Source organism: Halomonas shantousis, assembly GCF_054654615.1.
Genome location: NZ_BAAIER010000002.1, coordinates 416,407 through 435,916, shown reverse-complemented (window position 1 = coordinate 435,916; position 19,510 = coordinate 416,407). Strand labels below are relative to the sequence as shown.

Below are 19,510 nucleotides of genomic sequence, written 5' to 3'. Positions count from 1 at the left end.
GCCCTCTCATGCAAAACCCCCGGACGCTTGCCGGGGGTTTCTCACTGCCTACCATTTCGACTGGCGCATACGCTCGCAGATCAGGGCTTCATGTCCTCGAAGAACTTCTTCACGCCGTCGAACCAGCTATCCTTCTTCGGTGAATGGCTGTTGCTGCCGCTCAGGCTGTCCTGGAACTGACGCAGCAGGTCCTTCTGATGCTCGGTGAGATTGACCGGGGTTTCCAGCACCACCTTGCACAAGAGATCCCCTGCCGGGCCGCCGCGTACCGGCTTGACCCCCTTGCCGCGCAGGCGGAACAGTTTGCCGGTCTGGGTCTCGGGCGGAATCTTCAGTTTGACCCGACCTTCCAGCGTCGGGACTTCCAGTTCGCCGCCCAGCGCGGCATCGATGAAGTTGATCGGCACCTCGCAGTGCAGGTGGCGTCCGTCACGCTCGAATATCGGGTGCGGCTTGATTGCCACCTGGACGTAGAGATCGCCCGGCGGTCCGCCATTGAGACCGGCCTCGCCTTCATTGTTGAGACGAATGCGATCGCCGGTATCCACTCCGGCAGGAATCTTCACCGACAGGGTGCGCGTCTCGCGCATGCGCCCTTCGCCGTGACACTTGCGGCACGGCACCTTGATCACCTCGCCCCGTCCGTGGCAGGTCGGGCACGTCTGCTGCACGGCAAAGAAGCCCTGCTGCATACGCACCTGCCCCATGCCATGACAGGTTGGGCAAGTCTCCTTGCTGGAGCCCGGTTCGGCACCCTGACCATCGCAATGATCGCATTCGACATGGCGCGGCACGCGAATGTCTACGGTCGTGCCGGTAACGGCGCTCTCGAGGTCGAGCTCGAGATTGTAACGCAGGTCCGAGCCGCGTTGCGGCGCGTTCGGATTGCGCCGGCCACCCGCGCCACCACCGAAGATGTCGCCGAAGACATCGCCGAAGATGTCGCTGAAACCACCGGCTCCGGCGCCCGCGCCGAAACCGCCGCCGGCCTGCCCATCGACACCGGCATGGCCGAACTGGTCATAGGCGGCGCGCTTCTCGTCATCGGACAGCACTTCATAAGCTTCGGACACCTCGCGGAATTTCTCCGCTGCAGTGTCATCGCCCGGATTGCGGTCCGGATGGAATTTCTGAGCGAGACGGCGGTAGGCTTTCTTGATCTCTTTCTGATCGGCGCCGCGCTCGACACTCAGTACTTCGTAATAGTCACGTTTGGACATGGATCCATCCGCCTCCGTGTCTGAACCACGGATACAGCAACGCGGGAGTCATCTGGCCCCCGCGCCGCCGTCTTCCGTGGTAACGTCAGACGCCCTGTTACTGCTTCTTCTGGTCGTCGTTGACTTCTTCGTATTCCGCGTCAACCACGTCGTCGTCTTTCTTGGTACCGGCATCGGCCTGATCGCCGTCCGCCTGCGCCGTATCGGCCTGTTCGGCGTACATCTTCTGAGCCAGTGCGCCGGAAGCCTCGGTCAACGCATCCAGCTTGGTCTGAATGACCTGCTGATCGTCGCCCTTCAGCGCCTCCTCGAGTTCGCCGATCGCGGTCTCGATCTTCTCCTTCTCGGCGGCATCGGCCTTGTCGCCGGCCTCGGTCAGGGTCTTGCGCGCAGCGTGGATCATGCCGTCGGCCTGGTTGCGCAGTTGGACCAGTTCCTCGAACTTCTTGTCCTCGTCAGCATGCGCTTCGGCATCGCGGACCATCTGTTCGATCTCTTCGTCAGACAGACCGGAAGAGGCCTTGATGACGATCGACTGTTCCTTGCCGGTGGCCTTGTCCTTGGCAGACACGTTGAGGATACCGTTGGCATCCAGATCGAAGGCGACTTCGATCTGCGGCACACCACGCGGTGCCGGCGGAATGTCGGCCAGATCGAAGCGACCCAGCGACTTGTTCTGACCGGACTGCTTGCGCTCGCCCTGCAGGACGTGAATGGTCACGGCCGTCTGGTTGTCGTCCGCGGTCGAGAAGGTCTGCGTCTTCTTGGTCGGAATGGTGGTGTTCTTCTCGATCAGCGGCGTCATCACGCCACCCAGGGTCTCGATGCCCAGGGTCAGCGGAGTCACGTCGAGCAGCAGCACGTCCTTGACGTCGCCACCCAGCACACCGCCCTGAATGGCGGCACCGATGGCTACGGCTTCATCCGGATTGACATCCTTGCGCGCGTCCTTGCCGAAGAATTCCGCAACCTTCTTCTGCACCATCGGCATGCGCGTCTGACCACCGACCAGGATGACGTCGTCGATCTCAGAAGAGGACAGACCGGCATCGGCCATGGCGGTCTTGCACGGACCGAGAGAGCGCTGAACCAGATCCTCGACCAGCGACTCGAGCTTGGCACGGGTGATCTTGACGTTCAGGTGCTTGGGACCGGTGTTGTCGGCCGTGATGTACGGCAGGTTGACCTCGGTCTGCTGAGCGCTGGACAACTCGATCTTGGCCTTCTCGGCGGCTTCCTTGAGGCGCTGCATGGCCAGGGAGTCACCGGACAGGTCGATACCGCTGTCGGACTTGAACTGGCTGACCAGATAGTCGATCAGCTTGAGGTCGAAGTCCTCGCCACCCAGGAAAGTGTCACCGTTGGTGGCCAGCACCTCGAACTGCGTCTCGCCGTCGACATCGGCGACTTCAATGATCGAGATATCGAAGGTACCGCCGCCCAGGTCGTAGACGGCAATGGTCTTGTCGCCACGCGACTTGTCCATGCCGTAGGCCAGCGCAGCCGCTGTCGGTTCGTTGATGATGCGCTTGACGTCGAGCCCGGCGATGCGCCCGGCATCCTTGGTGGCCTGACGCTGGGAGTCGTTGAAGTAGGCCGGCACGGTGATGACCGCCTCGGTCACTTCCTCGCCCAGGTAGTCCTCGGCAGTCTTCTTCATCTTCTTCAGGACTTCGGCACTGATCTGCGGCGGTGCGAGCTTCTTGCCCTTCACCTCGATCCAGGCATCGCCGTTGTCAGCTTCAGTGATGCCGTAGGGCACCATCTTGATGTCCTTCTGGACCACATCGTCCTTGAACTTGCGGCCGATCAGGCGCTTGACGGCATACAGCGTGTTGGTCGGATTGGTGACCGCCTGCCGCTTGGCCGCCTGTCCGACCAGCGTCTCGCCGTCGTCGGTATAGGCGATGATGGACGGCGTGGTGCGGCCGCCTTCCGCGTTCTCGATTACCTTGGCACTGTCACCGTCGAGTACGGCGACACAGGAGTTGGTGGTTCCCAAATCGATGCCAATAATGCGTCCCATGAGAATACCTCGAAATCGTTGCTTGCCTGTTCATTGCGGCCTGCGCCGCCTGCTTGTCATCTATGTGGGGGCGCTGCGATGCCTTTCAAGGGCTCCCGTCGCGCCTCGCCAGAAAGTTTCTTCGGCGTCAGCCAGCCGCCTGGCTGACCACGACCATGGCCGGGCGCACCAGTCGGCCGTTGAGCAGATACCCCTTCTGCATCACGTCCATGACCGTGTTCGGCTCCATTTCCGGATTGGGCACCATGGCCATAGCCTCGTGGTACTGCGGATCGAAAGGCTCGCCCGTCGGCTCCACCGGCTCGACACCGAACTTCTTCAATACGTCGAGCTGCAGCTTGAGCGTCATCGCAACGCCTTCACGGTGCGCCTCGCTGGCGTCCTCACCCATGGTGTCCAGCGCCTTCTCGAGGCTATCGATCACCGGCAGGAGCTCCTTGACGAACTTTTCCAACGCAAACTTGCGCGCCTTCTCCACGTCCTGCTCGGCACGCCGGCGAACATTCTGCGATTCCGCCATGGCGCGGACGGTCTGATCCTTGGCTTCGGCCAGTGACTGCTCGAGCTCTTCGACTCGCGCCGCCAGCGTTTCCGCCTCGGGGTTCACCATGATGCCGTCATCGACTTCGGCCTGTTCAGCCGCCCTGAGCGTGTCATCCAGTTCGCCTTCAAGCGCCTCGTCGTCGAGCGATTGCGGCTCGTCATCACGCGCAGGCGGAACCATTTCCTCATCGGTGGGAGTCTGTGGATCTTTGGCCATGTAGCATCTCCTGAAATCATGGAACGGCCCACAGGCCGCGATTGACAAAGCGTTGGCCCTTATATGGGGATGCCATCAACGATCTCAAGCCATCAGCGACAATGATGCCGATGGGTCATTGAAGCGACCGAGGGGCTACTGTATAAACAGCCAGAACAGAGGCGCCGACACCCACCGGCGCAATGAATGCCGGAGGTAGCCATGCTGACACAGCTTGCGATTCGCGATCTGGCCATCGTCGATGCCCTCGACCTGGACCTGCGCAGAGGAATGACCGCCATCACCGGGGAAACCGGAGCAGGCAAGTCGATTCTGCTCGGTGCGCTGGGTCTATGTCTGGGTGAGCGGGCAGACGCTGGCAGCGTACGTCACGGGCGCGATCGCGCCGATCTCTTCGCCCGCTTCGATATCACCCGCCTGCCGGGTGCCCGTGCCTGGCTGGAGTCGCGTGAATTGCCCACCGAGGATTGCCTGCTGCGTCGCGTGGTGTCCGCCAATGGCCGCTCCAAGGCCTGGATCAACGGGCAGCCATGCACCGTGGCCGACCTCAAGGCTCTGGGAGAGCATCTCATCGAGATCCACAGCCAGCACGCTCATCAGACGCTGCTTCATGAGGAGACCCATCTGCGCCTGCTCGACGACTTCGCCGGGCATGCCTCGGCTGTTGCCGAACTGCAGGACGGGTTCCGACGCTGGCAGGCGCTGCGCCGCAAGCTCAAGCGACTGGCGGAAGATGGAGACGAGGTGCAGGCACGCCGCCAGTTGCTGCGCTATCAGGTGGAGGAGCTCGACCTGCTGGCACTAGGGGAAGAGGAGCTGGCCACTCTTGAACAGGAGCAGGAACAGCTCGCTCATGCCGAGGAGTTGATTACCGAGGCTCAGTTCGCTGCGCAGTGTTGCGACAACGATGAAGGCGGCGCCCTCCAGCTGCTGAATCAGGCCGTCACTCGCCTTTCGCAACTGCCGGGCAGCGAACAGGGCGCGCTGGCGAATGCCCTGGGAATGCTCGGCGATGCGCAGATCCAGGTCGAAGAAGCCGCCCGCGAGCTGCACCACTTCGCCGATAGCACCGAACTCGACCCCGAGCGACTGGCCGAGGTGGAGTCGCGCCTCGGTGAAGTGCATCGGATCGCCCGCAAGCACCATGTCATGCCTGAAGAGCTGGTGGCGCTTCATCAGCGCCTGCGCGAAGAGCTTGCCGGGCTGGAAAGCGGCGATCATGACCTGGAAGCCCTGACCCGGGAAGTCGAAGCGCTGCGTGATGATTATCGCCTGCGCGCCCGCGCGATCAGTGCGGCCCGCAGCGAAGCCGCTGCCGCCTTTGGCCGGGAGGTACAGGATCAGCTGGCCTTTCTGGCCATGGGCAAGGCGGCCTTCGAGGTCGAAGTGGAAAGCCGCGACACCCCGCAGCCCAACGGTCTGGACCAGGTGCGCTTCTTGATCAGCGCCAACCCGGGCCAGCCGCCACGGCCTCTGGCCAAGGTCGCCTCGGGCGGCGAGCTGTCGCGCATCAGCCTGGCCATCCAGGTCGTCGCCGCGCTCCACTCCACCATTCCCACCCTGGTCTTCGATGAAGTCGACGTCGGCATTTCGGGCGCCACGGCGGAGATCGTAGGCCAGATGCTGCGCCGCCTGGGCTCCCAGGGCCAGGTCATGACCGTGACCCACCTGCCTCAGGTTGCCGCCCAGGCGCACCAGCACCTGCATATCGAGAAGCAGGTGCGTGACGATACCACCCTGACACAGATGGCTCTGCTCGATACCTCAGGCCGGGTGCGAGAACTTGCGCGCATGCTGGGCGGCGTCCATCTCTCCGACCGCACCCTGGCCCATGCCAGAGAGATGCTGGATGCCAGCCAGCATCCGCATCACTGACGTTTTGCAGCGCACCGATACCATCGTCACGGGCATGCCCTTTAGAAACGCAAAAGCCACGGCAGGCTTGCCGTGGCTTGTTATCCTTCATCTAGCATGATCGCGCCTGGCTGCTGGCCGAACCGTCATCAGCGACGGTGGCCGCCATCCTGACGACGCGTGGCCGTGGATCCCTTCGGACGGACATACAGCACCAGAGCGTGGTCAACCAGCTCGAACCCTCGCTCTTCGGCGAGTTCGCGCTGCCGCCGTTCGATTTCGGCATCGTAGAACTCGACCACTTCCCCGCTCTCCAAGCAAAGCATATGATCGTGATGCTCTTCCTGGGACATCTCGAATACGGCATGACCGCCATCGAAGTTATGGCGCACCACAAGGCCCGCTGCCTCGAACTGCGTCAGCACGCGATAAACGGTTGCCAGGCCAACATCTTCACCCGCATCCAGGAGCGCCTTGTAGACATCCTCAGCACTCATGTGAAGGTCTTCTTCGCGAGTCGCTTCCAGGATCTGCAAGATCTTGACTCGAGGCAAGGTGACCTTAAGACCTACCTTGCGTAATTCCTGGTTTCTATCGGCCATACTTAGTTGCTCTTCGCAGTAACTTATTGAGTCGGGTATGATCGACCAAAGCAAACGATAGTGAAAGATAGGCGCAAATGCAAAACTTGATTAAAACAGTCACCTTCTCCGTCGCCCTGACCCTGGTCAGCGGCTGCAGCTACCTCGGCGTCTACAAGCGCGATCTGCCGCAAGGCAACCTGATCACGCAAGACATGCTGACTCAGCTCAAGCCCGGCATGACCCGCGACCAGGTGCAGTACGTCATGGGCAGCCCTCTGCTCGAAGCTCCGTTTGCCCCCGACCAGTGGGACTACGTGTTCCTGCTTGACGAGGCCTACGGGGGCACGATCCAGAAGCGCGTCACGCTGACCTTCCAGGGCGAGCGTCTGACACACATCGCCCAATCGGGAGACATCGATGCCGATGTGAACATGATGCCCGATGTCGGCCCCGGCCCGGCTACGGAAACCACCGGCCTGCCCAACCTGGTGCCCAGCGGTCCCTCCAATGCCCCGCGCGGAGGCGCGCCTTCCAGTACGCCGACCGATAGCGAGCTGCCCTGAGCTATACCTTGCGGCCAGCCCGGGTAGCACGCTCGGCTCTCGCCTGCTTGGGATCGACCTTCAACGGCCGGTAGACCTCGACGCGGTCGCCGGCGTTGAGCGCATGCTCTCGGGGATTGCGCAGCAGCTTGCCGAAGATGCCCAGACTCGCCCCTTCGAACGAGGCAGCAGGCACTTCGGGGAAAAGCGCCCCCAAACCGGCAAGACGCACCGCTTCACATGCCGTCGTACCGGCGGGAACCGATAGCGTCACGATTCTCTGCTTGTCGGGCAGCGCGAAGGCGACTTCAACCGTAATACCTGGCGCTGTCGCCTCACTTGCGTCAGGACTGGCCATACAACTCATCGGCACGCTGCGTAAAGGCACTGACCAGTTGTCCGGCAACCTGCTGAAACAGCTTGCCGAACGCCATGCCCAGCAGGCGATTGGAGAATTCGAATTCCAGCTCCAGACTCACTCTGCAGGCATGCTCGCCCATGGGCGTGAACAGCCAGCGCCCCTGCAGGCGGCGGAAAGGACCACTGGCAAGCGACAGATCGATTCGCTCGGGGGGGTAAAGCTCGTTGCGTGTAGCGATACTCTGCTCCACGCCGCCCTTGGCAAGGGTCATTTCACCCACCAGGTACGACTCTCCCTCATCGAGTACCCGTGCCCGCCGGCAGCCAGGCAGAAATTCTGGATAGCGTTCGAAATCGTTGACGAGATCGAACATGGCCCTGGAAGAGTGTTTGACCAGGGCAGAGCGATTGACAGTGGGCATGGACCTCTCCGCTGACTTCGTCGCGCCTTGCGCGTATCATAATCGGTTATTTCGCCAATACCTTGAATGATATCACGCTTCACCCCATCTCGAATGAAACGAGAAGGTAGGGCATATCGAGACTGAGGATTCATGGCCAAGAAAAAAGCTAACGCACCTGGCGGCAGCGTCATCGCCCAGAACAAGAAGGCACGCTTCGAGTATCACGTCGAGGAAACCTTCGAGGCAGGCCTGGCATTGGCAGGTTGGGAAGTGAAGAGCCTGCGTGCCGGCAAGGCTCAGCTCACTGATACCTACATCCTGGTCAAGGACGGCGAGGCATGGCTGCTAGGCAGCCATATCATGCCGCTCAATACCGCCAGCACCCATGTTGTGGCCGACCCGACGCGCACCCGCAAATTGCTGCTGCATCGCAAGGAAATCGCCAAGATATTTTCACGCACCCAGGAGAAAGGGCATACCTGCGTACCGCTCAAGCTCTACTGGAAGAAGAACCTGATCAAATGCGAGCTGGCGCTGGTTACGGGCAAGAAGCTGCACGACAAGCGCGCCACCGAGAAGGATCGTGACTGGCAGCGCCAGAAAGGCCGCATCATGCGCGACCAGAACAAGCAATAGTTGGCCTTTCCCGGAAAGACTGCTATATTCTTGCAGTTCTAAGGGGGCGACATGGCTTCGACGCCGGGAGCAACCCCCAAGGTGCATGCCGAGAGCGTGATGTATCTCGTAAATCCCACATCACAATCAAATAGTCGCAAACGACGAAAACTACGCTCAGGGCGCTCTGGCAGCTTAAAGACTGCTGGTAGTTAGCCTGGCCCCGAAGTGATGTGCCTATCTATCACGGAGGGGATATGAGCCAAAGCGGATAGGATCGCGGTCGACGGCGCCTTCCCGTTGACCGTTAAAACTCAGGAGGATCGCGTCATGGAATCCTGCTCGTCGGAGTCCATGGCGTTAAATCAGAAGACGAAACTAAGCATGTAGAGCCGAAGGGCGAGTACCGGCGGACGCGGGTTCAATTCCCGCCGCCTCCACCAAACCGAGGTTTCAGGACTTCCCAGAAGACACCGGAAACCGCACTAGAAAGGGCCTCAGGGCCCTTTTTTTCGTTTATTCCCTCACCAAGCGCTTACCAGCAGCCGCCATGCCCGGCATGCGCTCCCACCTTGCTTTTTCCAAATTCATGCCCGCGTAGAGAGCAAAAAGTGCCGTTCTTCCAACCTCAATCAGTATTGATGTAAATCAAATATAGGTATTCCCAAAGTGGTACTTTTGATTCGTCAAAAGACAGACTCTCTCCACAGGGGACACGACGATGAAAGGCAACGTCACCATCCGGAACAAAGCTGCCATCGCAGCCGCAATTCTAGGCATACTTTCTCTTAATCCTAGCTTCGCCGCCCACAAGGCCGGTGAAGGCCCCGCAAGTATCACACCGGATGTGACGTACACGCTGCGCACCGATATCTCGGAGGGCCAGCTGGTCTTCGTGGGGGAAAAGGGGGATATCAAGGGGCAGGTCAACCCTGACCTGCGGGCTCCCGAAGGGGCCGTCATACAGATCAACCTGGTGAATGGTGACGGTGCCACTCACGATATTGCCTTTCCCGATTTCGACGCCGACTCGGAAAATGTCAGTGGCAAAGGTGCAGCCACCGCCATTGTCTTTCGTGTCGACAAGAATGGGGTCTACCAGTATTTCTGCACGCTACCCGGTCATAAGGCAGCAGGCATGATCGGCAAGCTCATCGTCGGAGAACCTCTGGCTCAGGCCAAAAGCGACGCGGAGGACATCACTCAAGACCCCTATGCAGTCGGCGAACCCGTGGGCCAGCGTGGGCCGCAACAGGTGACTGTAAACCTCGAGACCACCGAAGTCGTGGGTCAACTGGCCGATGGCTCCAGCTATAAATATTGGACATTCAATAACAAGGTTCCCGGTCCATTTTTGCGCGTCCGTGTCGGTGATAGCGTCACGCTCAACCTCGCCAATGCTCCGGACAGCCGCCATATCCACTCGGTGGATCTTCATGCCGTCACCGGCCCCGGCGGTGGCGCAGCCGTGATGCAGGTTAGCCCCGGCCAGTCCAAGAGCTTTACCTTCAAGGCCCTGAAGCCAGGACTTTACGTCTATCACTGCGCCACGCCGATGGTGGCTCAACACATCTCCAATGGAATGTACGGCATGATTCTGGTCGAACCGGAGGGCGGCCTGGCGCCAGTGGATCGCGAGTTCTATGTCATGCAGGGCGAGATTTACACCGCCGAGCGTCACGGCAGCCAAGGATTACAGGAGTTCTCGATCGACAAGTTGCTCGCCGAACAACCTGAACATTTTACTTTCAACGGCGCCATGGGCGCCCTGACCAAGACTCACAAGATGGAAGCCAAGGTCGGTGAAACCGTACGCATCTTCTTCGGCGTCGGCGGCCCCAACGCCACATCGAGCTTTCACGTGATCGGTGAAATATTCGATAAGGTCTATGACCAAGCGTCACTGACCAGTCCTCCGCTCACCAACGTACAAACCACTACCGTTGCCCCGGGAGGCGCCACCATGGTGGAATTCCAGGTCGACTATCCGGGCAAATACATTCTGGTCGACCATGCCATTTCCCGTATGGAAAAGGGTCTTGTCGGTTTCCTGAACGTAAGTGGCGAAGAAGATGATGCGCTCTTCCATACGCCGCACGATACCGATACGGCCTCTGGCCACTGAAGCCCTTCTGTCCACTGAGGGAATCAGGTCCTAACGGGAGCCGGAACTTGATAGAGCCAGCAAGGCCCGCCGATGGCGGGCCTTGTGCATTATTGCAGCGTCAACTGCCGACACTATTGAGACCCGCCCTGTTGCGCCAAGCGTTGTGCTTCCTGGACTTGCGCATGCGACATCTGTTGCTCAAGCGATTGACGCGCGGCCTGCGCCTGACGATCACCCGCTTCCGCAGCCAAAGTTATCCAACGCAGCGCCTGAATCTTGTCCTGGGCCACGCCGTCTCCATTGGCATACTGCGTACCCAGCGCATACTGCGCATCAGTCAGTCCCTGCTGCGCGGCCTTGCGGTACCACTTGATGGCTTCGGCGTCATCCCGGGAAACGCCCTGCCCCCTCGCGTACATGATTCCCAGGCTATATTGAGCCCTGGCATCGCCCTGCTCTGCCATGGACCTCACGAGATCCAGCGCCTTGCCATACTCACCACTGTCATAGGCGGCCATGCCTTCGGCATAAGCCTCCGCTTCCTCTCCGCCGCCCTGCGCTTGAGCAACCACCACCAGACTCAGTGACAAGGCGGCTGCAAGCATGCTGGCACCTGCCATTCGTCTCATATCCATATCGTCACCTCTGCGTAGCGACAGCCTGTTCTTTCAGTGTGGCAAAAAAGAGCTTTATCGCCACCGAGCCGGCTCCACCCGCCCCACGGGCAACCACGCCAGGACAAGGCTGGCCAGACATGAAAAAGCCACCTCGGAAGGTGGCATAACGTTACAGCATGCTTGCCTTGAACGTGACTCGCGATGCGTCACATCGGCCCAGAATCTACCGTTCAGCTGACGTCCGAGAAGGAGTCGCCTGTCGACCTGCCTCGCTCCTCGAGCGGGTTGGCACATCAGGGCGATCCGGAAACCGCGTCACCATGAACGAGCCCGGGCGGCTCCTGCAAACATCGCCTGACCGGCAGGCGGTTGATGGATAGCCGACATGGCACGCTCAAGGTCGTCACTCTTGCATTTGAAAGCGTGGCATTCGGCACAACGAATATCTTCGTTCGCCTCTTCGAAAGAGGGGATCATGAATTGATCGCCACCGCACACATTGCAACGCAGATCCAACGAGACTCTAAACATGGCCGGTTACTCTTGTAGCTTCTAGCTTCGACACAGCTGGGCTGCTTCACTAGGAAGTCGAGGGGAAACATGGCTCGAGGAATCGCTCATCGGCTCCTCGAGCCATTATCAATCAGGCATGAAGCCCCATCTGCCTGGCGACCTCACGGCTCTTGAGGCAGGCCTCGGCTAACAGTGAGGGAGACTGACGGGATTCATACCCCTGACGGGTATCAATGAACTCGCCACAATCGCGGCAGGTAATCTCGTCCCAATCATGTGTCGTCTCGGGCGAGATCAGATCATGGCTTCCACAGCGGGAACAGGTCATGGAACCGAACATGCGAAACCCTCCTTGGTTCGATAAACGTCGACAGGTCTTCCTGTCAGCGATCAGTTCGCTTTTCCAAACTGGCAGAAAAGGATTCATTAAACAAGCATGGTACCAAAAATTACATTTTAAAACGTTTTCAATACATTACACTTATTACCCTTCAGCGTTTTGCATGGCCTGGATATGGCACTCTCTAGCTACGGCAAGTCTGAGCCGATACTCAAACAGGCTGAGCTTCGCCGGACACAACGGAGAGCGTAACGCCCCATTTCTGCATTTAAGCGATGTTATGATGACCGTATCGCGTCCCGCGTCCCGGGACCGCCCCTGACCCTGACAAGGAGGTAAGACAGAGTGCCGACGTTACGTCTCGACACCCGCCTCGGCCGCTGGTTATTGCTGGGCCTCATCCTGATGATCATGCCCGCGCTGGCTCAGCAGCCACCCCCCCAAGGGACTCCCGCCTATTCGACCATGGCCGATCTGCTGGAAAACGAGCAATCACGCGAAGCGCTTATCGAGCAGCTACGCACGCTGGCGGCTGCGCAGGAGAACGATCAGACACTGGATATCGAGGGTGCGGTGCCAGCGGAGCAGATCGCCGCCGAAGCCCCGAGTGGGCAACGTGCCGACCAGGTTTCCTTTCCTCGCCGCCTGGCTGAAGCTACGAGCAACATTGCCGCCGATCTGGGCAATCAATTCCTGCGCGCCATCGATGCCCTGAAACTGCTGTTCAGTGCCGAACGGGGCTCCACGGCTGCCGGTCCGGGCTTCGACATGAGTGCCTTCCTGGCTGCGGCCTTCAACCTGGCGTTAGTGGTAGTCGGCACCTTCGTGCTGTTCTTCATTCTACGCCGCCTGGCGGCACCGCTATTTACCCGGCTCAACCACTGGTCACTGCATGGCAACAACAAGAGCAAGCTGCTGCGTACCAGCCTTGCCGTGGTTCTGGCCGCCCTCGCCGATGTGCTGGCGGTCGTGCTGGCCTACGTAGGTGGCAACTTCCTGGCCACCTTCGCCATTGGCGAAGCTGGCAGCATGGAAACCCGGCTTTCCCTGTTTCTCAATGCCTTCCTGATGATCGAGTTGTTCAAGACCGCCATGCGCATGCTGTTCTCGTCACGCTACGAGGGGCTGCGCCTGCTGCCGATTGCGGCCGATCAGGCTTCTTACTGCAATCGCTTCCTGGCGCGTCTGGCAAGTTTCATCGGTTATGGCATGCTGGTGGCCGCGCCCATCGTCAGCTTCAATCTCTCTCCCGCGCTGGGTAAAGGCCTGGGCACCCTGATCATGCTGCTGGCGTTGATCTATGCCGCCACGGTCATTCTTACCCATCGCATCACCCTCCGTACGGCTCTGATGGCGCGCGCCGAGCACGCCGATATGGCGGCTAGCCGCGTAGCACTGCGTACCTTTGCGCGGGTCTGGCATCTGCTGGCACTGCTGTACGCCGTGGTCGTGTTCGGGGTCACCGTGCTGCACCCCGAAAGTGCCCTGCCCTATGTGATGATGGCCACCCTCAAGACCATTATTTATATCGGTCTCGGCCTGCTGGTATCCGGCGTGCTGACGCAACTGATCGGTCATCGCATCACGCTTTCCGACGATATGCGCCGGCGCTTGCCACTGCTGGAAAAGCGACTTAACTCCTATATTCCCACCTTTCTCAAGGTCATTCGCGCCATCATTCTGATTCTGGTAGTCATGGCCGTACTGTCCGCTTGGGGCGCTTTCGACCTTGCCGCCTGGTACGCATCCGAAGCGGGCGCGCACGCGGTAGGCACCACGATCAACGTCCTGATCATCCTGATAGTGGCCGCCGCTGCCTGGATCGGCATCGCCAGCCTGATCGAGAACCGCCTCAGCCCGGAAACCGGCACCGGCGAGCCGACGGCCCGTGCCAAGACCCTGCTCAGCCTGTTCCGCAACGCCCTGGCCATCGCCTTGGTGACCATGACGGCAATGATCGTGCTTGCCGAGATCGGTATCAACATCGGTCCCTTGATCGCCGGTGCCGGGGTGCTGGGCCTGGCCATCGGTTTCGGCTCCCAGAAGCTGGTTCAGGACGTCATCACCGGTGTGTTCATCCAGTTGGAGAACGCCATGAATACCGGCGATGTGGTGAGTGCCGGCGGCGTGACCGGGACCGCCGAGCGCATCAGCATACGCTCCGTCGGCATCCGCGACCTGTCGGGCACCTATCACATCGTGCCGTTCTCCTCCGTCGATACGGTCTCGAACTTCATGCGCGAGTTCGGCAACCACGTCGGCGAGTACGGAATCGCCTATCGCGAGAACATCGACCACGCCATCGAACATCTCCAGGCGGCTTTCGACGAACTCCAGGCAAGCGAGGAGTATGGCCAGAAGATTCTTGCCCCGCTTACCGTGGCAGGCGTTACCGCCCTGGCCGACAGCTCGGTCAATATCCGGGTGGTCATCAAGACGACTCCAGGCGACCAGTGGGGCGTGGGACGCGCCTACAACCGCCTGGTCAAGATGCACTTCGACGCAGCGGGCATCGAGATTCCGTTCCCGCACACCACGCTCTACTTTGGCGAGGACAAGGACGGGACGGCGCCGCCTGCGCACTTGCGCCTGGCCGAAGAGCGTCGCAACGCGGCGGATACCCACCCCGAGAGGAAGCCCGATGAGGATATCGACACCTATCGCGTCGGCGACGCGTCGCATGCCACCCCCGACAGCGATGATGTGAACGACCCTCAGGAGCGCTAGTGGACCGACAATCGTAAAAAGCGAGTGAGAAGGACCCATGAGAAGGGCTACCGAGGTTTACCGGTAGCCCTTTTTTAGCCTGCCGCGCCCAACGGCTGAAGATGCTCAAGCCCGTTTGGAACCGCCAGAACACCTCGCAGCATTCCATCGTTATCTCTTCGTCCCGCCTCCCGCCACTGGCGCGCCCCCGCCCGCAGGGCGAGTGCATGCGAACCTGCCGGGAAGACACAAAAAAGGGCGCCAAAGGCGCCCAGGAGAGCAAACCGAAGGGGATCAGCGGTTGTTGTCGCTCGGCTGAGGCAGGGCGGGAAGCGACTTGTCGAGCAGCTCCACGCTCTGTCGATAGTAGAGCTGGCTCTTGTTGTGCTCGCCGAGGTTGGCATACAGTCGCGCCAGCTCGGCGCACACCACACCGCTCGAACGTTGGCGCTGACTCGACTCGAAGTACTCCTGCGCCTTGCCCCAGTAGGCGTTGCGCAGCGACAACCGCCCCAGCGTCAGCAGCAGGTCAGGATCGTTGGGACGTTCCTGCAGCCATTTTTCGGCATAGGCCAACTGGCGCGCCGCGTCCACATTGAGCAGACCGTAACGCAGCACCAGACGCGCATCCCAGTGCTCCTTGAGCGAGTGACGCAGCAGTCGTTCGGCGATGCTCTCCTCACCTCCCTTGACCAGCGCCTCGGCATACAGCGCCACCAGCTCCACGTCGTTGCGCAGATAATCGGGCAGATCGGCCCAGAGATTGCGCACACGCTCCACATCGTTCGGATTCTGCACCGACTGGATGATCAATTCGCGATAGGCACGCTGTTCCAGCTCGCGGCGCTCCTCGGGAGCGATGAGCTGATGCTTGTCGAGGCGTGGCATCAGACGACGCAGCCCATCCCAATCGCTGACACTGATGTAGGCCTGCTTGAGCAGCTTGAGCACCTGAGGATGCTCGGGCATCTGTTTCTCAAGCCGAGTGAGAATGGCCAGCGCCTCCTCGTACTGCTGACGGTCGAGCAGCAGTTGCGCCTGCACCAGACCGACGGCGGTATCGGCACCCTCCGTACTATGATGCGCCCGCTTGAGCAGCGTATCGGCCTGGTCGTAACGCCCCTGATAATGGGCGGCCAGAGCGGCAGAAAGATAATTGACCAGCGGCGTGCTGGAATCGTCCGCCGACTTGGTCAGGGCTTTCTCGGCCCGTTTCCAGCGCCCTTCCGCCAACGCCACCAGGCCACGCACGGTGCGTTTCATGGCATTGCGGTGGCGGGTCCGGCTGTTCCACACCTTGAGCCGGCTGACCGGCCGGCGCAGGTGGGTCAATATGCGCAAGGCAAAATACAGAACCAGAAAGGCAATCAGCAGCAGAATCACGCCGAACCAGAAGGAAGTCTGGATCGAGGTGTCGCCGACACGCACCAGCCAGTAGCCCGGCAGTGATTGCATCAACTGGCCGAACAACGCTCCGATGGCCAGCCCGAAGACGATGAGCAGGATCAGTTTTCTCATGCGTTGTCGCCCCCGGCGTCATGACGATTTTGCATGAAATCGCGCAACGCCTGCAGTGAGCCGCTGATATCCGGAAGCTCGGGCCGAACGGTCCGGTTCATCATCTCCTTGAGCCGGTCGAGCACCTGCTGCACGCCGTCACTGTCCGTATCGTAGTACCCTTCCACCAGGGTGATGGCCTTCTTGAGGCTGGCCTGGTAGAGCTCGGGATCGGCCTGGAGCAGAGCGATCTGGGCCTGTTCCAGTTGCAGCCGCACGTTCTGGCGCAGATAGGACTCCTGCTCGGGCGTGATAAGCGCTTCCAGCGCCTCATCGTGATGGCGCACGGTCACCAGCTCCTTGAGCTCGGTGCCGAAGCGCGACAGCTGCTGCTGCCAGGAGCCGCTGACCGGAGAGGTATCCCCGCCTTCCGCGGCGACCGGCTGTACGTCCTGATCGAGCGGTAGCTGGGCAAGCTGCTCCTGCTGTGCCATCAGCGACAGGTACAACCCGGTACGGTCGACCTGCGGCACCGAGTCGAGAGCCCCGAGCTCCGACTGGATGGCGCGACGCACCGGCGTCAGCGCCGGGTTATCGGCTGCTGCCAGACGCTTGTCGGCGCCCTCCAGCAGTGCCCGGGCCCCCTTGACGTCACGCTCGAGCTGCAGACGCTGATTGGCCAGACGCAACAGATATTCGGCTTCGGCAAAACGCCAGTCGCCGGCATCCGCCTGCTGCTGGTTGGCAAGCTGTTCGAGCACCTGGTCCAGCGTGTCGTTGACTTCCTGGCGATACTGCTCGAACTCGTCCCGCAGCGCCTGGGCAGCCTGATCGCTCTGCTGGTCACGGCTGGACAGCTGGCTTTGCAGCTGGTCGATGGCCTGCGAGTTCTGCTCGATCCGGGATAGCCGTGCCTGCTGCTCGGAGAGCTTCTGCCAGCCGAACCAACCGGCGGCAATCAGCGCGATCGCCAGCAGCACGAACAGCACCAGTGCAGCGACCGCCAGCCCTCGACCACCGCCGCCGCCGTCATGACGCGCCGTGGCCGGGGCCGAACTCCCCCCCGGAGGAGACGTGGCCGTTGTGCTCGTCTTTCCGGCAGAGGACTTGTTTCCGGCAGAGGACGTGGAGCCCGCAGTGGCGCCCTGGCTACCGGTCCCGCTCGTAGTGGCGGGTCGGGCGCTATCGCTCTTGCCAGGAGAGGCCTTGTCAGAAGAAGCCTTGTCAGATGCGGTCTTGCCAGCGGTGGCGGCAGACGCCGGAGGTTTGCCCGTCGAGGAAGCGCCATTGCCACTCACGTTCTTACCGCTTGCGGCCTTGGTACCGGGCTCTGGCGGAGACGATGCCGTCTGACCTGCCGCAGGCTGTTGGGCCGATGAGGTCTCTTGCGCTTCCTTGCGCGTTGACGGCGATGCCGACATGGCATCACCCTCGTGCTCGGACGTCCGGTGCGTACTGGGTTGCTCCGCAGATTGCGCCTTTCGTCCGTCCTGATCGTGTTGTTGCTTGCTCATGTGTCGCTAGCCCTTTTCAAGATCATCTTGATCGACATCGGCGCCTTACGGGCCGCAGGCCTCAAGTACCGCTGCAGTCAGCGCAGCGGGTGTGGCGTCCCGTGCCACATGCAGGCGTACGAACCCTAGTGTGTCAGCCAGTGTAGCCAAACGCCGACTGGAAACGATTAGCGGTTGGTTCAACGCCGCAGGGCTGCTGCACCAGGCCGCCAGATGTTCCAGTATTTCGCCGCTGGTCACTACCAGCGCCGTGAAATCTCCCGCTGCCAGTCTCGCCATGCTATCGGCATCCGGTGTCTGCAGGACACGCCGATAGAGTGTCAGACGCGACAGCCGCGCGCCCCTTTCGGTCAACGTTTCGGCCAGTAGCGGCCGCCCGCCCTCTCCAGCGGCCAGCATCACGCGCTGCTCGCGCAGCGTCTCGAGTTCGGGCAGGGCCAGCAGGCCTTCGCTGGCGTCGCCTGCACCGGCAGCAGGCGTCACGACATCCACACCGAGCTGGCGCCGCAGAACGTCTGCCGTGGATTCGCCCACCGCGTAGAAACGCGGCCCCACGGGCAATTGAGGCCAGTAGGCATCGATTCGTTCCGCCAGCAGCTCGGCCGCAAAGGGGCTGATGGCGATGACATGCGTGAACTGATCGAGATCCAGCAGTGCCTGACGCGCCGGAGGGGGCTCCGGCAACGGCTCGAGTGCCATCACCGTCAGACGCATGACCGCTTGCCCTGCCTGCTCAAGCGCCGCACACAGCGGCACGGCACGGGCACCGGGGCGCGTGACGAGAACAGGAGGCCGATGGGCCGTCACGACTGACTGTAGACCCGAGCCAGGATTTCGCCGGCGCCCTGATCGAGCAGATCCTCGGCAACGCGGATGCCCAGGGCCTCGGGCTCGTCGGCCCCTCCTCGCCGCTCGGCGCGCAGCACCTGGGTTCCCTCCGGGTCGCCGACCAAGGCGCGCAGCCAGATCGTGCGGCCTTCGTCCTCGAGCACGGCGTAACCGCCGATCGGCACCTGACACCCCCCTTCGAGCCGGGTGTTCATGGCCCGCTCGGCACGCACCCGCGTCGCGGTTGCCGCATCGTCCAGCGGTGCCAGCAGCTCGATCAGCTCGGCGTTGTCATGCCGGCACTCGATGCCCAGCGCGCCCTGACCGCAGGCCGGCAGGCTGACTTCCGGGGACAGCTCCATGGCGATACGCTCGTCAAGCCCGAGGCGCTGCAACCCGGAGGTGGCAAGAATGATGGCCTCGAAGTCGCCGGCGTCGAGCTTGGCCAGGCGCGTCTGCACATTGCCGCGCAGGCTCAGGACCTCGAGATCCGGACGCGCCTCGCGTACCTGCAGGGCGCGACGCAAGCTGGAAGAGCCCACGCGCGCGCCTTCGGGAAGCGCGTCCAGCGAAGTATAGTGGTTGGACACGAAGGCGTCGGTAGGCGCGGCACTCTCGAGGATCACCGACAGCCCGAGCCCCTCCGGGAAGTGCATCGGCACATCCTTCATGGAGTGGACGGCGATATCGGCCCGACCATCGAGCATCGCCTCTTCCAGTTCCTTGACGAAAAGCGCCTTGCCGCCCACCTTGGCCAGCGGCGTGTCGAGAATCTTGTCACCGCGGGTGGACAGTGCCACCAGTTCGACATCGAGCTCGGGGTGTAGCGCCATCAGGCGATCCTTGACATGCTCGGCCTGCCATAAGGCGAGCATGCTCTTGCGCGTGGCGATGCGTAGGGTCTTGATGGCGGGCACGTCATTCTCCCTCGGAATTGACAGCGTCTCCCCCACCGGAGAGAACGCGAGAACCGGTTGACCGCACAGGCGGCATATTCAACCATCATAAAGCAGTCATCGACCA

Annotated in this window: 17 protein-coding genes and 1 other RNA gene; 6 read left to right on the top strand and 12 right to left on the bottom strand. The window is 61.3% G+C overall.

From position 1 onward, the window contains the following. Positions 1-80: 80 nt before the first annotated feature. From dnaJ to grpE, 3 genes are all read right to left on the bottom strand, one after another. Positions 81-1,220 carry a molecular chaperone DnaJ gene (gene dnaJ / locus ACYQ12_RS02730; protein WP_459867360.1) on the bottom strand — a complete coding sequence of 380 codons (1,140 nt, stop codon included), beginning with the start codon at positions 1,218-1,220 and terminating at the stop codon, positions 81-83. 97 nt (positions 1,221-1,317) lie between these two features. Then, positions 1,318-3,246, bottom strand: a complete 1,929-nt coding sequence (gene dnaK, locus ACYQ12_RS02725) for a molecular chaperone DnaK (protein ID WP_459867357.1) — start codon at positions 3,244-3,246, stop codon at positions 1,318-1,320. A 127-nt stretch (positions 3,247-3,373) separates the two neighbouring features. Further along, positions 3,374-4,006: a nucleotide exchange factor GrpE gene (gene grpE, locus ACYQ12_RS02720; protein ID WP_459867354.1), complete on the bottom strand. Its 633-nt coding sequence runs from the start codon at positions 4,004-4,006 to the stop codon at positions 3,374-3,376. A 201-nt stretch (positions 4,007-4,207) separates the two neighbouring features. Here grpE and recN point away from each other — a divergent pair, with 201 nt between their 5' ends. Further along, positions 4,208-5,881 carry a DNA repair protein RecN gene (recN, locus tag ACYQ12_RS02715; RefSeq protein WP_459867351.1) on the top strand — a complete coding sequence of 558 codons (1,674 nt, stop codon included), beginning with the start codon at positions 4,208-4,210 and terminating at the stop codon, positions 5,879-5,881. Between the two features lie 128 nt (positions 5,882-6,009). Here recN and fur read toward each other — a convergent pair whose 3' ends face one another. Further along, a complete protein-coding gene (gene fur, locus ACYQ12_RS02710; protein WP_459867348.1) occupies positions 6,010-6,462 on the bottom strand; it encodes a ferric iron uptake transcriptional regulator in 453 nt (150 codons plus the stop codon). 77 nt (positions 6,463-6,539) lie between these two features. Between fur and ACYQ12_RS02705 the strand changes: the two genes are divergently transcribed. Next, complete coding sequence (locus ACYQ12_RS02705) at positions 6,540-7,007, top strand: outer membrane protein assembly factor BamE (RefSeq protein ID WP_459867345.1); 468 nt, start codon at positions 6,540-6,542, stop codon at positions 7,005-7,007. Between the two features lies 1 nt (position 7,008). Here the strand turns inward: ACYQ12_RS02705 and ACYQ12_RS02700 are convergent, their stop codons facing one another. Both ACYQ12_RS02700 and ACYQ12_RS02695 read right to left on the bottom strand, forming a co-directional pair. Beyond that, positions 7,009-7,344 (bottom strand): RnfH family protein, encoded by a 336-nt coding sequence (locus ACYQ12_RS02700; protein ID WP_459867342.1) that lies wholly within the window; start codon positions 7,342-7,344, stop codon positions 7,009-7,011. Continuing rightward, complete coding sequence (locus tag ACYQ12_RS02695) at positions 7,331-7,768, bottom strand: type II toxin-antitoxin system RatA family toxin (protein WP_459867339.1); 438 nt, start codon at positions 7,766-7,768, stop codon at positions 7,331-7,333. Before ACYQ12_RS02695 ends, ACYQ12_RS02700 begins: the two co-directional genes overlap by 14 nt. Before the next feature lie 132 nt (positions 7,769-7,900). On the opposite strand from ACYQ12_RS02695, the gene smpB reads away from it, so the two are divergent. The 3 genes from smpB (at position 7,901) to nirK (ending at position 10,490) form a co-directional block, all read left to right on the top strand. Beyond that, positions 7,901-8,386, top strand: coding sequence for an SsrA-binding protein SmpB (smpB, locus tag ACYQ12_RS02690; RefSeq protein ID WP_459867336.1), 486 nt, complete (start codon positions 7,901-7,903; stop codon positions 8,384-8,386). Positions 8,387-8,428: 42 nt separating this feature from the next. After that, positions 8,429-8,808, top strand: a transfer-messenger RNA (tmRNA) gene (gene ssrA, locus ACYQ12_RS02685). A 278-nt stretch (positions 8,809-9,086) separates the two neighbouring features. Further along, positions 9,087-10,490, top strand: a complete 1,404-nt coding sequence (gene nirK, locus ACYQ12_RS02680; RefSeq protein WP_459867333.1) for a copper-containing nitrite reductase — start codon at positions 9,087-9,089, stop codon at positions 10,488-10,490. Positions 10,491-10,603: 113 nt separating this feature from the next. On the opposite strand, the gene ACYQ12_RS02675 is transcribed toward nirK, so the two are convergent. Next, positions 10,604-11,077: a tetratricopeptide repeat protein gene (locus ACYQ12_RS02675; RefSeq protein ID WP_459867330.1), complete on the bottom strand. Its 474-nt coding sequence runs from the start codon at positions 11,075-11,077 to the stop codon at positions 10,604-10,606. 655 nt (positions 11,078-11,732) lie between these two features. Next, positions 11,733-11,942: a hypothetical protein gene (locus ACYQ12_RS02670; protein ID WP_459867327.1), complete on the bottom strand. Its 210-nt coding sequence runs from the start codon at positions 11,940-11,942 to the stop codon at positions 11,733-11,735. A gap of 345 nt (positions 11,943-12,287) precedes the next feature. Here ACYQ12_RS02670 and ybiO point away from each other — a divergent pair, with 345 nt between their 5' ends. Further along, positions 12,288-14,669 (top strand): mechanosensitive channel protein, encoded by a 2,382-nt coding sequence (gene ybiO, locus ACYQ12_RS02665; protein ID WP_459867324.1) that lies wholly within the window; start codon positions 12,288-12,290, stop codon positions 14,667-14,669. Between the two features lie 273 nt (positions 14,670-14,942). Here ybiO and ACYQ12_RS02660 read toward each other — a convergent pair whose 3' ends face one another. Genes ACYQ12_RS02660 through hemC form a run of 4 tightly spaced genes read right to left on the bottom strand, consistent with a single transcriptional unit; the run spans position 14,943 to position 19,404 of the window. Then, positions 14,943-16,166: a heme biosynthesis HemY N-terminal domain-containing protein gene (locus tag ACYQ12_RS02660; protein WP_459867321.1), complete on the bottom strand. Its 1,224-nt coding sequence runs from the start codon at positions 16,164-16,166 to the stop codon at positions 14,943-14,945. After that, positions 16,163-17,659, bottom strand: a complete 1,497-nt coding sequence (locus ACYQ12_RS02655; RefSeq protein WP_459867319.1) for a uroporphyrinogen-III C-methyltransferase — start codon at positions 17,657-17,659, stop codon at positions 16,163-16,165. The genes ACYQ12_RS02660 and ACYQ12_RS02655 overlap by 4 nt, the downstream gene beginning before the upstream one ends. A gap of 45 nt (positions 17,660-17,704) precedes the next feature. Then, the gene (locus tag ACYQ12_RS02650) at positions 17,705-18,466 is read right to left on the bottom strand and encodes a uroporphyrinogen-III synthase (RefSeq protein WP_459867316.1); all 762 of its coding nucleotides are present in this window, start codon (positions 18,464-18,466) and stop codon (positions 17,705-17,707) included. Next, positions 18,463-19,404: a hydroxymethylbilane synthase gene (gene hemC / locus ACYQ12_RS02645; protein ID WP_459867314.1), complete on the bottom strand. Its 942-nt coding sequence runs from the start codon at positions 19,402-19,404 to the stop codon at positions 18,463-18,465. The genes ACYQ12_RS02650 and hemC overlap by 4 nt, the downstream gene beginning before the upstream one ends. Between the last annotated feature and the right edge of the window lie 106 nt (positions 19,405-19,510).